The organism is Priestia sp. USM5, assembly GCF_058323215.1.
In genome coordinates, this window is record NZ_JBSGKN010000001.1 from 365069 (window position 1) to 379767 (window position 14699).

Sequence of the window (14699 nt, forward strand, 5' to 3'; positions counted from 1 at the left end):
GATGAATCTCCTCTGTGCGTGACAGAAAGGAGATTGCTTTCTTATGTTTGTATGCTGTAAGCCTAAGAAAATATACCAAAGATGAATATGACAGAACTTTTAAAAACAAGTGACTTTGGTATAGAAAATATAGGTTGTTTATATTATAATAAAAAATTGTGATAAAAAAGAATAGTTTTAGGTTTAGACTTTGTTAAGAACGAATAAACTATTTATATAAAAGTCAAGTCAAAATCCAAAAAAGTATTCGACAAATGCCATCTACAGGAAATAACAAATTGTTAGAAGGAATCTCTGGAGGGATGTAGAATACAGAGTTATAGCAAAAGAAAAAGTAAAGTTTTTGTCGATGCTGATGCATGCCCTGTTAAAGCAGAAATCGTTGAACTTACACATACATATGACATCGAGCTTGTGTTTGTTGCTTCCTATGCTCACATGCAAACAAATCCTACACCAGGAAAATGGGTCTATGTAGATGCAGAAAAGGAAGCCGCAGATTTATATATTTTAAATCACGCAGCCAAGCAGGATATTGTCGTAACTCAAGATACTGGCTTAGCAAGCATGTTAGTAAGTCGAGGGGTTTACGCACTGTCTCCTCGTGGAAAGTACTATAATGACGACGAAATGAATACGGTGCTTTTCTTTCGCTATGTTTCTGCAAAAGAGCGACGGTCAGGGCGTCATACTAAAGGCCCAAAGGCATTTAGTGAAGAAGATCGCCAGCATTTCATTCAAGCTTTTGAAAAAATGTTGTCGAAACTTGCAGGAATTTAGCACTTAGTGAAGAATATTATATGAAATACGGAGCTGTTACTATGGCAAATCGAATTCCTGATGAAGTAATCGACCGTATTCGGCATTCAGTAGATATTGTCGACGTCATAAGCGATTATGTACAACTAAAAAAACAAGGGCGCAATTATTTTGGACTCTGTCCGTTTCATGGGGAAAGCACACCATCTTTTTCAGTATCGCCTGATAAACAAATTTATCATTGCTTTGGATGCGGTGCAGGAGGGAATTCATTTTCATTCATAATGGAATTAGAAGGACTGTCCTTCACGGAAGCAGCTCAGCAGCTTGCTGAAAAAGGAGACATTCCTTTTGAACATGAGATACATCCTCATGAAGAAGATAATCAAAAGCCTAGCAATAAAATGATTGAAGCACACGAGCTTTTAAAGAAATTTTACCATCATTTATTGGTAAATACAAAAGAAGGCCAAGATGCTTATGATTATTTAATAAATCGAGGGTTTTCACGAGAAATTATCGATGAATTTGAGATAGGTTTTGCTTTAGATTCGTGGGAATTTGTAAGTAAGTTCTTAACAAAACGTGGGTTTAATCCGCAAGAGATGGAACATGCAGGTTTAATCATTAAACGCAACCAAGATGAAACGTACTTTGATCGTTTTCGCGATCGAATTATGTTTCCTATTGCTGACTTGCAAGGCAAAACAATTGCATTTTCAGGGCGCCTGCTAAAAGAGATAAAAGGGCAGCCTAAATATTTAAACAGTCCCGAAACTTCTATTTTTAACAAAAGTCGCACACTCTACAACTTTCACCGCGCTAAAAAACATATACGCAAAAATCAGCAGGTTATTTTATTTGAAGGATTTGCAGATGTTATTTCAGCTGTTAAAGCGGGGTGCCCAAACGCAATTGCAACAATGGGAACTGCCTTAACAGAAGAACAAGCCAAAATTATTCGCCGAAATGTAGAGTCCGTTATCATTTGCTATGATGCAGATTCTGCTGGAATTGAAGCAGCGCACAAAGCAACTGCTATCTTAACAAATGTGGGTTGTACCGTTAAGATTGCTGTGATGCCGGATGGTTATGACCCGGATGATTATATTAAAGAATACGGGGCAGAGAAGTTTCAAAATGATGTTATTAATAGCAGCTTGACCTTTATGGCATTTCAAATGAGGTATCTCCGCCGAAAGCGAAATCTACAAAATGAATCTGAACGTATGCAATACATTGAAGACGTTTTGAAAGAAATAAGCCTCCTTACAAAAGCTGTAGAGCGAGATCATTATTTACGCCAATTGGCACAAGAGTTTTCCATTTCATTAGATGCGCTTAAAGAACAGCAGTATCAAGTGTATCGAACGGAAAAAAAGAAAAAGGATAATGATTCTCCAAATCGAAATAATATAAATAGACAACCAGTCGTAAAGAGAAGCTTATTACCGGCTTATCAAAATGCAGAACGTTTTTTGATCGCTCATATGTTGAAAGATAAGGATGTAGCATTTAGAATTCAAGACCGACTTCAAGGTCAGTTCAATGTCGAAGAACATCGTGCGCTTGTTCTATATTTGTATGCCTATTACGAGGAAGGACACGAGCCTAATCCGAGCGGATTTATTGAGCGGTTGCCCGAATCTTCGTTGTCTAGTCTAGCTTCAGAATTGGCGATGATGTCAATCAATGATGAATTGTCGGAGCAAGCTTTGAATGATTATATCCAAACGATATTGATTTATCCACAAAGGGTAGCGATAGAAAAAAAAGAAGCAGAAAAGCAAGAAGCAGAGCGTCAAAAAGATTATTTAAAAGCTGCGACAATAGCAATGGAAATTTTACAGTTGAAAAAAACGTTAAAATAAACGATGTTGCGTATTAGTCCCACTTTTAGAAGGTTTTCCTTAAAATTTTGGAAGGAGGGGATCTGATGGCTGAAAAATCAGCTCAATCAAAACAACTTGATTCAGATTTAACAATTGAACAAGTAAAAGATCAATTGACCGAAATCGGAAAAAAACGTGGTGTGCTAACATACGAAGAAATTGCAGAGCGTATGGCGAACTTCGAAATTGAATCCGATCAAATGGATGAATATTATGAATACCTTGGAGAACAAGGTGTTGAAGTAATGAGTGAATCTGAAGCAAATGATGACGATGCCGATCCCGATATTCAAGAACTGTCAAAAGAAGAAGAGTTTGATTTAAATGATTTAAGTGTACCTCCTGGTGTGAAAATTAATGATCCAGTTCGTATGTACTTAAAAGAAATCGGACGCGTTGACTTATTGTCGGCAGAGGAAGAAATCAATTTAGCAAAACGTATTGAAGAAGGCGATGAAGAAGCGAAACGTCGTCTTGCTGAAGCAAACTTACGTCTTGTGGTAAGTATCGCTAAACGCTATGTTGGACGCGGTATGCTGTTTCTTGATTTAATTCAAGAAGGAAACATGGGTCTTATTAAAGCGGTAGAAAAATTTGATTATCGCAAAGGTTATAAATTCAGTACGTATGCGACATGGTGGATTCGTCAAGCTATTACTCGTGCGATTGCTGACCAAGCAAGAACGATTCGTATCCCTGTTCATATGGTTGAAACGATTAACAAACTAATTCGTGTTCAACGTCAGCTTCTACAAGATTTAGGTCGCGAACCATCTCCTGAAGAAATTGCAGAAGATATGGACTTAACACCAGAAAAAGTTCGTGAAATCTTAAAAATTGCCCAAGAGCCGGTTTCTCTTGAAACGCCAATTGGTGAGGAAGATGATTCTCATTTAGGTGACTTCATTGAAGACCAGGATGCAACATCACCTTCTGAACATGCTGCATATGAATTATTAAAAGAGCAGTTAGAAGACGTCCTTGATACGTTAACAGATCGCGAAGAAAATGTTCTTAGACTCCGCTTTGGTCTGGACGATGGGCGTACGCGTACGCTTGAAGAAGTAGGAAAAGTATTTGGCGTAACGCGTGAGCGTATTCGTCAAATTGAAGCTAAAGCGCTTCGCAAGCTTCGTCACCCTAGTCGAAGCAAACGTTTAAAAGATTTCTTAGAATAGATAAAAGCGTAAATAGCGCTTATGAGATAGCTTCTTTCCCTGCGGAAAGAGGCTGTCTGTTTTTTTATGGAATAAATTTCATGAAAACGCATTTTAAAGAAGTATATTGATTTTTTTACCAACTTTTCTTCTTTCATATATTTTACTGAATTGTCCTTCGTTTTGCAAATGCTCCTTTATATTCTTTTGTTATAGAAGCGTAAGATGTTCAAATTTCATTTAAACATCCGAAAAAAATGGAATCGCTCTCATTTTATTCTTGCATTGATGAATACTCCTCTATTATAACATGAAAAAATTAAAACGTTTTAAAAGTTGAGAAAATTTACAAAAATGAATTATAATTAGATAATGTAAGCGTATACATTTTTAGGGGGAATAAAAATGAATTATGAATTAACCAATGAACAAAAGATGATTCAACGGACGCTGAGAGAATTTTCAGAAGCTGAAGTAGCACCAAATGCACTAGAGCGCGATCGAAGTAAGCAATTTCCGCTTGATGTTTTTAAAAAGTTAAGTGAGCTTGGTGTAATGGGCCTTCCTTTTCCTGAAGAGTATGGTGGCGGAGGCGCAGATACGGTTAGTTTTGCTATTGTCGTAGAGGAGTTAAGTAAAGCTTGTGGCTCTACAGGAATTACATACTCAGCTCATGTTTCGCTCGGGGGGGCACCTATTTATTTATTCGGAACAAAGGAGCAAAAAGAACAGTACCTACCTGCTTTATGCTCCGGGGAATCTTTTGGAGCGTTTGGTTTAACCGAACCGAACGCAGGAAGTGACGCGGGGGGAACGGAGACCGAAGCAGTGTTGAAGGATGGAACATTTAGGATTAATGGAAGTAAATGCTATATTACGAATGCCAGCTATGCAAAGTTTTTAGCTTTAACAGCTGTTACAAACCGTACAGAAGGTAAAAAAGAAATTTCAGCTATTATCGTGCCTACAGAAGCTCGAGGTTTTACTGTAATAGACAATTACGAGAAAATGGGTCTACATGCTTCAAATACAACTGAACTCGTTTTAGAGGATGTTGAAGTGCCTGAAGAGAATTTACTCGGTGTAAGAGGAGAAGGATTCAAACAATTTCTAATGACGCTTGACGGGGGAAGAATTGGAATTGGGGCAATGGCCGTTGGAATCGCTCAAGCGGCTTATGAAAAAGCACTGTCATATGCGCAGGAAAGAAAGCAGTTTGGGAAAGCTATTTCATCGTTTCAAGCGATTCAGTTTAAATTAGCTGATATGGCCATGAAAATTGAGTTAGCAAGAAATATGGTGTATAAAGCAGCGTGGTTAAAAGACCAAGGAAAGCCATTTACGAAAGAAGCAGCTATGTGTAAACTGTATGCTTCTGAAATTTGTATGGAAGTAGCCAGTCAAGCTGTGCAGATTCATGGAGGATACGGCTACATGAAAGAGTATCACGTGGAGCGGTATTTACGGGATGCCAAGCTTTTAGAAATTGGAGAAGGAACTTCGGAAATTCAGCGCTCTGTTATTGCAAGGCAAATTGGCTGTTAAGATAAGCAATAAGAAATTAGTTAATTATGTAAATAAAACCCTTTCACTTATGAGCATTTTCAAGTAAAATAAAAGTGCTTATACTATTTTGTTATTTCTAGGGATGGGAATACATAAAGGGGGTATAGTGAGTGAAGCGAAATCCGCTAATACCATTTTTATTAATTGCGGTAATCGGGATTGCTTTAATGTTAACGCTTTCGTTCAACGGATTGAACAATGCAAAAGAAATCGCGGCTGAAAAAGAAGGCGGTGGCGCGGAACAGCAGGCTTCAGCTAAACCAGAAGAAATTTATCAAAAAACTTGTATTGGTTGTCACGGCGATCAGTATCAAGGTGGAGTAGGTCCTTCGTTAAAAGGAATTGGGAAAAAAGTTTCTCAAGACGAAATTGCAGATATTGTTGTAAACGGTAAAGGAAACATGCCGCCGGGGCTGGTTCCTCCGGAAAAAGCGAAGGAAATGGCTAAATGGGTATCCGAAATTAAATAGAGTTCAGAAACATGATTTTCTGGAAAGCCGCTCATTTATAAAGCAGGCTTTTTTTTTATGATGTTTTTATATGCATTCAGCTAGAAGGAAAACATGAAGAGAAATAGGAATCATGCAGCTATCTATGTTAAAATAATGAACAGTAATCACATAGAGAATAGGTGACAAAATGAATGAATTAAACTTATCAGCAAGACTTGAAGAAGTAGTAAAGTCGATTCCTTTGGGAGCAAAGATAGCAGACATTGGCTCAGATCATGCGTATTTGCCATGTTTTGCTTATTTAAATGGATATATTAGCGGCGCTGTAGCAGGTGAAATTACAGAAGGTCCCCTGCAATCGGCTATTCAGCAGGTGAAAAAAACAAGCTTAACGGATGTTATTGATGTTCGAAAAGGAAACGGCCTAGAAGTAATATCGCCGAATGAAGTAGACTGTATTACAATCTGCGGAATGGGCGGAACGCTTATTACGATGATTTTAGAAGAAGGAAAGGCAAAATTAGAAGGAGTAAAACGACTTGTGCTTCAGCCAAATATTGGTTCACATCATATTCGCAGCTGGCTGATTCAACACAACTGGGAAATCATTGATGAAAAAATCATCGAAGAAGACGGTCGTATGTATGAAGTCATCGTCGCTGAACCTGGAAACCCTTTAGCTCCGTATAACGGGGAAGTGGAAGCCGGTGTGTTAATGGGCCCTATTTTAAAAGAAAAGCGCTCTTCTGCTTTTATGACAAAGTGGACGCATGAACTAAATCATCTTAAACAAATTGTCAGTCAAATGGAACAGGCTCAGTCAGAGGAAAGCAAAGCAAAACTTCAAAAACTTACCCAAGACATCTCATTAATTGAGGAGGCGTTAAAATGAGTAAAATCCCTAACGGATTTCAAGTAATTGAGGCATTTGAATCATTTTCTCCCAAGCATTTAGCGGTTGAAGGAGATAAAATTGGTTTACAGATTGGAACGTTAAACAAGCCTGTAAAAAAAGTAATGGTAACGTTAGATGTTCTTGAAACGGTCGTAGACGAAGCAATTGAAAAACAAGTGGATTTAATTATTGCTCATCATCCTCCTATTTTTAGACCTCTAAAACAAGTGGTTACAGATCGTCCTGAAGGGCGTATTTTAGAGAAATGCATTAAGCATGATATTGCCGTATATGCTGCTCATACAAACTTAGATATAGCTAAAGGCGGAGTAAATGACTTGTTAGCCGAAGCGTTGGGGCTACAAGAGACAAAAGTGCTGGTTCCGACAACGTCGATTCAATTGAAAAAGCTAGCTGTATTTGTTCCTTCAAATGACGCTGAAGCAGTGCGCACAGTTATTTGTGATGCGGGAGCTGGACATGTTGGCCTTTACAGCGACTGTACGTTTTCAACAGAAGGCGAAGGCACATTTAAACCTTCTTCAGAAGCCAATCCATACATTGGCTCAAAAGGAGAGCTAGAACGTGTCAATGAAACAAAAGTTGAAACTATTTTTGAAGCGGGTCAACAAAATAAAATTATTCGTGCCATGCTCAGTGCTCATCCTTACGAAGAAGTAGCCTATGACATTTATCCAGTGGAACAAACGGGCGAAACGCTTGGACTTGGACGAATTGGTAAGTTAAAAGAAGAGATGACGTTAAAACAGTTTGCCGATCACGTTAAACAAGCATTGGATGTAGATGGTGTCAGAGTAGTAGGGTCTATGGATGCCACTGTGAAAAAAGTAGCTGTTCTTGGCGGAGACGGAAACAAATATATTACAAACGCAAAATTTAGCGGAGCAGATGCCTATGTAACAGGTGATTTGTATTTCCACGTTGCGCATGATGCAATGGCAATGGGATTAAACGTTGTAGATCCTGGTCATCATGTTGAAAAAGTCATGAGACAAGGTGTAACACGCGTATTAAACAGTCTTTTTGAAGCGAAAAACTTTGAGTGTGAAGTATTTGATTCAAAAGTAGACACAAACCCATTTACGTTTATGTAACAAAGAAGGTGTTGACGAATGTCAACACCTTCTTTTGCGTCTATTAAGACGATTTTTTTGTTCGAACTTTTGGTAAAATTTTTGAAAGAGGCACACTTTTTTCACGTGTCCATGTTGTTTCATCTTCCGGATCGAACTGATCTAGAAAATTGATGACCTCTTTTGTGATTGGAGTAGGGGTAGATGCGCCTGCCGTAACAGCTACGGTTTTCGCGTTCATCAACCATTCGATCTGAAGCTCTGAGATGTCACCGATGCGATATGCCTCAGTGCCGGCAATCTCCATTGATACTTGAGCTAGACGGTTTGAATTGTTACTTTTAGGATCTCCTACTACGATTGTAACATCTGCTTCACCTGCTTGCTCAGCTACAGCTTCTTGGCGAACTTGTGTAGCTAAACAAATTTCCTTGTGAACTTCAGCGTGCGGATATTTTTCTTTTACTTTTTCCATGACATCTGCAACGTCCCACTGACTCATTGTTGTCTGATTGGTTACAATGACTTTTTCTCGTTGAATATTTAAATGGGCTACGTCTTCTGCTTTTTCAATTAAATGAACGATATCTGGTGCGATGCCAAGTGCACCTTCTGGCTCAGGATGATTTCTTTTTCCGATATAAATAACGTCATAACCTTCTTTTTCTTTTTGGCGAATAAGGTCGTGGGTTTTTGTAACATCCGGACATGTAGCATCGATTGTTGTTAAACCTTTTTCTTTTGCTCGTTCTTTTACTTCTGGAGATACTCCGTGCGCCGTAAAAATAACGGTTCCTTCATTTATTTGGTCTAAGATTTCTAGGCGATTAGCACCGTCCAGTGTGATAATGCCGTCCTCTTCAAACGCATCTGTAACGTGTTTATTATGAACAATCATTCCTAAGATATAGATTGGTCGAGGCAATGATTTATCTAAAGCGGCGTTTCGTGCAATGACCATTGCGTCTACTACACCATAACAATAGCCGCGCGGTGCGATTTTAATAACTTTCATTTCAATTTCCTCCTCATCATAATCCTGACGAGCAATTCAACTCGCTTCTATTATATAAAAGAGGAAGGAAGAATACAAAGATATTCTTTTTTTACTTACTGTCTTTACTTACGGAACTAGCAGATTTATCAAATATAAAGTTTTGGTTTAGACACTCGATCTCTAGAGGAAAGTTCAATTTCTTCTTCGAAGAAATCCAGCTCATCATCAGATGAATCCGTGCTTTCTGCGCCTGTTGACAAAACCTTACTGTCTTTGCTTTCATCAGTTTCAGCAACCTCTGTTCCTTCTGCTTCGAGTACTTCATCTGTATCGTCACTTGAGCGCAGGGCCTGATAGATTTTCCATAGAGAAGGAGCATTTTTGACAAGAGGTCCGTATTGTTGAATCATAGGTCCCATCGTTTCCGCAGCTTTTAATACTCGCTGAACATTTCCCATCATGGAGCTTAAGTTAGCAGGGTTCGTTAAACCTTGTAAACCTCCAAGCAGGGAAGAAGAGTTGGTCGCTCCTGCAGCACCTTGGGCTCCTGAAAGGCCTGAAAACAAAGAACCTCGAGGAGCAGCAGCTGCTGCTTGTTGAAAGGGGATGTTTCTATTCCCGCCTCTTCGGAATAGGCGAGTTAAGAAGTTACCTCCTCCACGGTTCAGGCCTTGCTGATTCGGGTAAAATGATTGTTGAGCATTTGTTTGCTGGGCAAAGTTACGAAACTGCTGTAATGGATTAAATTGGCCAAAGTTACCAGGTTGTTGCCCAAAACCGTTTTGCGGTGGCATTCCTGGCATCATTCTTCTTTGCATACCGGGTGGAAATGGTGGTCTTCGCTGTAGCAAAGGACGCACCTCCTTTAGTAAAGTAGATTTTCTTTTACTATCGTATGCAACTCGCGATAAAATGTTTTTGAAACAGGTAATAAGTTTTAGTAATATGAATGAGAAGTAGTCACAGAAGGAAAAATCGATTATAATCATATATTGTGCCTTAAAAGATGAACGTGAATGTAAAAAAGGAGACTATTATGGAAAAAACAAACTTTGAACGTTTTGAGTTTCAACCATTTTTAATAGAAGCAATTAAACAATTAGGTTTTTATCAGCCTACAGAGATTCAAGAGCGCTTAATTCCTTCCGTTTTAAAAGGGGAAAGTGTAATTGGTCAGTCACAAACAGGGACGGGCAAAACACACGCTTATTTATTGCCTTTACTTGAAAAGGTAGATCCTAAAAAAGAAGAAGTACAAGTTGTAATTACCGCTCCAACTCGTGAGCTTGCTTCTCAAATTTATCAAGAAGTCTTAAAGCTAACAAAACACAGTGCTGAAGGAGAAGAAATTTCAGCAAAATGTTTTATCGGCGGTACAGATAAGCAGCGTACAATCGACAAATTAAAGAAACAGCCTCAAGTGGTTGTAGGAACACCGGCTCGTTTGTTTGATTTAGTAAATGAAAAAGCGTTAGTTGTGTATACAACTAAGGCGTTAGTAGTAGACGAAGCTGATTTAATGCTTGATATGGGATTTTTAGAAGATGTGGACCGTTTGGCAAGCAACATGCCTGAAAAATTACAGATGCTTGTTTTTTCAGCAACGATTCCTGAAAAATTAAAGCCATTCTTAAAAAAATACATGGAAAATCCAAAATTTACGCATGTTTCGCCGAAGCAAGCAGCAGCGGCTAAATTAGAGCATGTATTAGTTCCACTACGTCATCGTAACAAGTTTAAGCTGCTGCACGATATGCTTATTTCGTATAATCCTTATTTAGCTATCGTCTTTACAAATACAAAGAAAATGGCGGACGAAGTAGCAGATGACCTACTGTCTAAAGGCTTAAAAGTAGGAAGAATTCACGGAGACTTATCTCCTCGTGACCGTAAGAAAATGATGAAGCAAATTAATAATTTAGAATTTCAATACGTAGTAGCGACAGATTTAGCAGCTCGCGGTATTGATATTGAAGGGATTTCACACGTTATTAACTTTGAGCTTCCTTCAGATCTAGATTTCTACATTCACCGCGTAGGCCGTACAGCTCGTGCTGGTCATTCTGGAATTGCTGCTACAATCTTCGATGTGGAAGATGAAGATGCAGTAAATAAGCTAGAGAAAATGGGAATCGAGTTTGTAAACAAAGATCTTCAAAAGCAAGAATGGGTTTCTATTGATGACCGTAACCGCCGTAAAAAGCGTGTGAAGAAAGCGGATGAAGTGGGAGAAGAGGCACATCGCTTTATTCAAAAGCCTAAGAAAGTAAAGCCTGGCTATAAGAAAAAACGTGCTCGTGAAATTACAAAGTACGTGCAAAAGAAAAAGCGTAGTGAAAGACGCAACAATCGTTAATCGCAATAGGTTAGAGGTGTAAAAAAGAATGTTGAAAATTGGTTCTCACGTATCGATGAGCGGCAAAAAGATGCTTTTAGGAGCAAGTGAAGAGGCAGCTTCTTATGGAGCAAATACGTTTATGATCTATACAGGCGCTCCACAAAATACTCGTCGCAAAAAGATTGAAGAGCTTAATATTGAAGCTGGTCTTTTGCATATGAAAGAGCATGGAATGAAAGATATTGTTGTACATGCTCCTTATATAATTAATTTAGGGAATACAACAAAGCCCGAAACATTTGAGCTTGGAGTAGATTTCTTAACGTCTGAAATTCAGCGCACCCATGCTCTTGGCGCAAAGCAAATTGTTCTTCATCCAGGGGCTCATGTGGGGGCCGGAGCAGATGCTGGTATTCAGCAAATTATCAACGGTCTAAACGAAGTGTTGACAGCTGATCAAGAAGTTCAAATTGCGCTTGAGACAATGGCTGGAAAAGGAACAGAGTGTGGAAGAAGCTTTGAAGAAATCGCCCAAATTATTGATGGTGTGACGTACAATGAAAAGCTCTCTGTTTGTTTTGACACATGTCACGTACATGATGCTGGTTACGATATCGTTCAAGACTTTGACGGTGTATTAAATGAATTTGACAAAACCGTAGGAATACAGCGAATTAAAGTGCTTCACATCAATGATAGTAAAAATGTATGCGGTGCTCGAAAAGACCGTCATGAAAACATTGGGTTTGGTGAAATCGGATTTGGTGCACTGAATTATATTGTTCATCACCCAGCGTTTAAAGAAGTTCCTAAAATTCTAGAAACTCCTTATGTAGGAGAAGATAAGAAAAATAAAAAAGCGCCATATCAATTGGAAATTGATATGATTCGTGCACAAAGCTTTGATTCAGAATTAAAACAAAAGCTTATGTAATTTCATATGTGATTGAAAGAGGTCATGTCTACAGACATGACCTCTTCTTTTACATTAACTGCTGAAATAATTCGTTCACGCGTCTGGCAGTTTCACGATCTGTTACTTGAGCAATTTGTTTGATTAAATTTCGGCGCTCTTCAAGGTTATAAATATTTACGGGCTGCTGTCTAATGACAGATACAAGGGTGTGTGCCTGCTGATCTGTAATGGGGATGTTGTATTGTTTGCTATACTTTAAAAGCTCTTTCGGGGTAATATTGTTTACTTTCTTATTGACAATCTGCTGTACAATTTTCATATGATTACCTCCTCGTCATATACAGTTTATGAATAAAAAAGAAAGATGTGACTATATTGTGTAATAAAACAACATTTTGAGTCGGATGAACCTACGGGGGTAAGAAAGCGAAAGAGTGAAACGGCTTAGTTTACAAATAAAAGACAATCCTGTATACTACATTAATGACTAAATCGTAATGATTCTGAGAAAGTAAATGGGTAACGGAGTATACGATAGAAACCGTGCCCTCTTTTGTATGGAGAAATATAAAAAAAGAATGGTGAGGCGCATATGAATACACCTGATATCATTGAAATTGATCATTTATCATTTCAATATGATGGAGTGAATGTATTAGAAGATATAAGTTTTTCAATTCCAAAAGGAGCTTTTTTGGGGCTCGTTGGTCCAAACGGTTCTGGGAAATCAACGCTAATCAAATGTTTGCTTGGTTTGCAAAAACCATCTCAAGGTTCAATTCGTTTATTTGGAAAAGATCAGAGAAGGTTTAAAGAACGAAGTAAAATTGGATATGTATCGCAAAAAGCGAATAGTTTCAACAGCGGCTTTCCTGCTACCGTTTTTGAAGTGGTTTCCACGGGCCTTACTTCAAAACTAGGTTTGTTTCGCTTTATGAATGCTTCTCATAAACAAAAGGTAAAAGAAGCGGTAGAAGCAGTGGGGATGAGCGAATTTTTAAATCGAAACATAGGAGAGCTATCCGGTGGTCAGCAGCAGCGAATTTTTATTGCACGCGCGCTTGTAAGTGAGCCCGAGCTGTTAATTTTAGATGAGCCTACGGTCGGAGTGGATGCACAAAATGTATACACTTTTTATGAGCTTCTTGAAAAGTTAAATAAAGAAAAAGGAATTACGCTTGTGCTTGTTACTCACGATATTGGAACTGTCTCGGAAAAAGTAACCCACGTTGCTTGTTTAAATAAATTTTTACACTTTCATGGGAATGCCAAAGAATTCGAACAGCTTTGTGAACATGACGTATCTATGTTTTATGGTCATAATGTTCATGTGTTAACCCATGATCATCATCATGGAGGGCAGCACGTATGATAAGCAGTTTATTTCAATTTGAGTTTTTGCGAAATGCATTTTTAACAGGTATGATTATTGGCGTCTTAGCTCCTTTATTGGGCACGTTCATCGTAGTAAGACGTCTTTCTTTAATTGCAGACGCGTTAAGTCACGTGACGCTAGCCGGAATTTCTGCGAGCTTGCTTCTTAGTCAGAAAATAGGGTTTATGCAAGGAGTGAACCCCGTCTATTTAGGAATGGTGTCTTCCGTTACAGGGGCTCTTTTTATCGAGAAGCTTCGAGGGGTCTACAAGCACTATCAAGAGCTGGCCATTCCGATTATTTTATCGGGCGGAATTGGTATTAGTGCAATTTGTATCTCGCTGGCAGACGGTTTTAATAATGATTTAATGAATTATTTGTTTGGAAGCGTGAGTGCAGTTAGTCGTTCGGATCTTTGGACAGTTGTTGTCATAGCCGTATTTGTAATAGCTATTGTCTTTTTCTTATATAAAGAATTATTTATTTTATCTTTTGACGAGGAGCATGCTTCTGCTTCTGGAATTAAATCGAAGTGGATGCACTTTTTATTTATCGTGATGGTTGCTCTTGTCATTGCTGTATCGATGCGTATCGTCGGTATTCTATTGGTGTCATCGCTTATGACTCTTCCTGTAGCAGCAAGCATTCGCTTAGCTAGAGGCTTTAAACAAACGATTCTGCTTTCGGTGATTTTTGGTGAAATATCTGTTTTAGGCGGATTATTTTCAGCGTACTACTTGGATTTAGCACCAGGCGGTACAATTGTTGTCATTGCTGTTGTTATTTTAATCATATCTATTATGATTAATAAAGGACGGAAGGGGAAACAAAAATGAATTTAACTGAAGCCATTCATTTATTAAAAGATCAAGGATATAAACATACAGGAAAACGTGAAGAAATGCTTGCCTTGTTTTCAAAATCAAATAAGTACTTAACGGCAAAAGATGTATTAGAATATATGAAGCCTGATTATCCTGGTCTAAGTTTTGATACAATCTACCGTAATTTATCATTATTTGTAGAGTTAGGCGTACTTGAAATGACGGAGCTTTCGAGCGAAAAGCACTTTCGATTTAAATGTGCAACTGCTCATCATCATCACCACTTCATTTGTTTAGATTGTGGAAAAACAAAAGAAATTGAAGCTTGTCCGATGGAGTATGTAGACGAGGATTTGCGAGGGTATAATATTACAGGCCATAAATTCGAAATTTACGGTCAATGTATAGAATGTAATCAATAAAAAAGAGAGGGT

General features: G+C 38.3%; 15 protein-coding genes. 12 read left to right on the forward strand and 3 right to left on the reverse strand.

The features are described 5' to 3' along the window. The first annotated feature begins 309 nt into the window (after positions 1–309). The 7 genes from ACWATA_RS01875 to ACWATA_RS01905 all read left to right on the forward strand — a co-directional run bounded on the left by ACWATA_RS01875 (position 310) and on the right by ACWATA_RS01905 (position 7836). Positions 310–780 carry a YaiI/YqxD family protein gene (locus ACWATA_RS01875; RefSeq protein ID WP_028411643.1) on the forward strand — a complete coding sequence of 157 codons (471 nt, stop codon included), beginning with the start codon at positions 310–312 and terminating at the stop codon, positions 778–780. 41 nt (positions 781–821) lie between these two features. Continuing rightward, the gene (gene dnaG / locus ACWATA_RS01880) at positions 822–2630 is read left to right on the forward strand and encodes a DNA primase (protein WP_016765586.1); all 1809 of its coding nucleotides are present in this window, start codon (positions 822–824) and stop codon (positions 2628–2630) included. 65 nt (positions 2631–2695) lie between these two features. Continuing rightward, entirely contained in the window at positions 2696–3829 is a 1134-nt protein-coding gene (gene rpoD, locus ACWATA_RS01885) for an RNA polymerase sigma factor RpoD (protein ID WP_013059219.1), read from the forward strand. Positions 3830–4213: 384 nt separating this feature from the next. Next, positions 4214–5353, forward strand: coding sequence for an acyl-CoA dehydrogenase family protein (locus ACWATA_RS01890; protein WP_028411642.1), 1140 nt, complete (start codon positions 4214–4216; stop codon positions 5351–5353). 131 nt (positions 5354–5484) lie between these two features. Beyond that, positions 5485–5844: a cytochrome c550 gene (gene cccA, locus ACWATA_RS01895; RefSeq protein WP_013059217.1), complete on the forward strand. Its 360-nt coding sequence runs from the start codon at positions 5485–5487 to the stop codon at positions 5842–5844. Positions 5845–6013: 169 nt separating this feature from the next. Next, positions 6014–6718 carry a tRNA (adenine(22)-N(1))-methyltransferase gene (locus tag ACWATA_RS01900; RefSeq protein WP_154991833.1) on the forward strand — a complete coding sequence of 235 codons (705 nt, stop codon included), beginning with the start codon at positions 6014–6016 and terminating at the stop codon, positions 6716–6718. Continuing rightward, positions 6715–7836 (forward strand): Nif3-like dinuclear metal center hexameric protein, encoded by a 1122-nt coding sequence (locus ACWATA_RS01905; protein ID WP_165635139.1) that lies wholly within the window; start codon positions 6715–6717, stop codon positions 7834–7836. The genes ACWATA_RS01900 and ACWATA_RS01905 overlap by 4 nt, the downstream gene beginning before the upstream one ends. 43 nt (positions 7837–7879) lie before the next feature. Here ACWATA_RS01905 and ACWATA_RS01910 read toward each other — a convergent pair whose 3' ends face one another. Both ACWATA_RS01910 and ACWATA_RS01915 read right to left on the reverse strand, forming a co-directional pair. Then, positions 7880–8830 carry a 4-hydroxy-3-methylbut-2-enyl diphosphate reductase gene (locus ACWATA_RS01910; RefSeq protein ID WP_028411638.1) on the reverse strand — a complete coding sequence of 317 codons (951 nt, stop codon included), beginning with the start codon at positions 8828–8830 and terminating at the stop codon, positions 7880–7882. A 128-nt stretch (positions 8831–8958) separates the two neighbouring features. After that, entirely contained in the window at positions 8959–9663 is a 705-nt protein-coding gene (locus tag ACWATA_RS01915; protein ID WP_028411637.1) for a YqfQ family protein, read from the reverse strand. Positions 9664–9848: 185 nt separating this feature from the next. On the opposite strand from ACWATA_RS01915, the gene ACWATA_RS01920 reads away from it, so the two are divergent. Together ACWATA_RS01920 and ACWATA_RS01925 are read left to right on the forward strand one after the other, a co-directional pair. Beyond that, positions 9849–11168 carry a DEAD/DEAH box helicase gene (locus ACWATA_RS01920; RefSeq protein WP_013059212.1) on the forward strand — a complete coding sequence of 440 codons (1320 nt, stop codon included), beginning with the start codon at positions 9849–9851 and terminating at the stop codon, positions 11166–11168. Positions 11169–11196: 28 nt separating this feature from the next. Next, positions 11197–12084 carry a deoxyribonuclease IV gene (locus tag ACWATA_RS01925; protein WP_165635140.1) on the forward strand — a complete coding sequence of 296 codons (888 nt, stop codon included), beginning with the start codon at positions 11197–11199 and terminating at the stop codon, positions 12082–12084. Between the two features lie 49 nt (positions 12085–12133). Here the strand turns inward: ACWATA_RS01925 and ACWATA_RS01930 are convergent, their stop codons facing one another. Further along, positions 12134–12385, reverse strand: a complete 252-nt coding sequence (locus ACWATA_RS01930) for a DUF2624 domain-containing protein (RefSeq protein ID WP_013059210.1) — start codon at positions 12383–12385, stop codon at positions 12134–12136. 273 nt (positions 12386–12658) lie between these two features. Between ACWATA_RS01930 and ACWATA_RS01935 the strand changes: the two genes are divergently transcribed. From ACWATA_RS01935 to ACWATA_RS01945, 3 genes are read left to right on the forward strand one after another with little or no spacing between them, the layout of a single operon-like run. Further along, complete coding sequence (locus ACWATA_RS01935; RefSeq protein ID WP_028411634.1) at positions 12659–13438, forward strand: metal ABC transporter ATP-binding protein; 780 nt, start codon at positions 12659–12661, stop codon at positions 13436–13438. Then, positions 13435–14277: a metal ABC transporter permease gene (locus tag ACWATA_RS01940; protein ID WP_028411633.1), complete on the forward strand. Its 843-nt coding sequence runs from the start codon at positions 13435–13437 to the stop codon at positions 14275–14277. Before ACWATA_RS01935 ends, ACWATA_RS01940 begins: the two co-directional genes overlap by 4 nt. Beyond that, entirely contained in the window at positions 14274–14687 is a 414-nt protein-coding gene (locus ACWATA_RS01945; RefSeq protein WP_013059207.1) for a Fur family transcriptional regulator, read from the forward strand. Before ACWATA_RS01940 ends, ACWATA_RS01945 begins: the two co-directional genes overlap by 4 nt. Positions 14688–14699 lie beyond the last annotated feature (12 nt).

Excerpts from the sequence above, each read along its gene's own strand:
- ACWATA_RS01900 (WP_154991833.1), top strand. The coding sequence starts at position 6,014 with ATGAATGAATTAAACTTATCAGCAAGACTTGAAGAAGTAGTAAAGTCG.
- dnaG (WP_016765586.1), top strand. The coding sequence starts at position 822 with ATGGCAAATCGAATTCCTGATGAAGTAATCGACCGTATTCGGCATTCA.
- ACWATA_RS01905 (WP_165635139.1), top strand. The coding sequence starts at position 6,715 with ATGAGTAAAATCCCTAACGGATTTCAAGTAATTGAGGCATTTGAATCA.
- ACWATA_RS01935 (WP_028411634.1), top strand. The coding sequence starts at position 12,659 with ATGAATACACCTGATATCATTGAAATTGATCATTTATCATTTCAATAT.
- rpoD (WP_013059219.1), top strand. The coding sequence starts at position 2,696 with ATGGCTGAAAAATCAGCTCAATCAAAACAACTTGATTCAGATTTAACA.
- ACWATA_RS01890 (WP_028411642.1), top strand. The coding sequence starts at position 4,214 with ATGAATTATGAATTAACCAATGAACAAAAGATGATTCAACGGACGCTG.
- ACWATA_RS01920 (WP_013059212.1), top strand. The coding sequence starts at position 9,849 with ATGGAAAAAACAAACTTTGAACGTTTTGAGTTTCAACCATTTTTAATA.
- ACWATA_RS01945 (WP_013059207.1), top strand. The coding sequence starts at position 14,274 with ATGAATTTAACTGAAGCCATTCATTTATTAAAAGATCAAGGATATAAA.
- ACWATA_RS01940 (WP_028411633.1), top strand. The coding sequence starts at position 13,435 with ATGATAAGCAGTTTATTTCAATTTGAGTTTTTGCGAAATGCATTTTTA.
- ACWATA_RS01930 (WP_013059210.1), bottom strand. The coding sequence starts at position 12,385 with ATGAAAATTGTACAGCAGATTGTCAATAAGAAAGTAAACAATATTACC.
- ACWATA_RS01910 (WP_028411638.1), bottom strand. The coding sequence starts at position 8,830 with ATGAAAGTTATTAAAATCGCACCGCGCGGCTATTGTTATGGTGTAGTA.
- ACWATA_RS01925 (WP_165635140.1), top strand. The coding sequence starts at position 11,197 with ATGTTGAAAATTGGTTCTCACGTATCGATGAGCGGCAAAAAGATGCTT.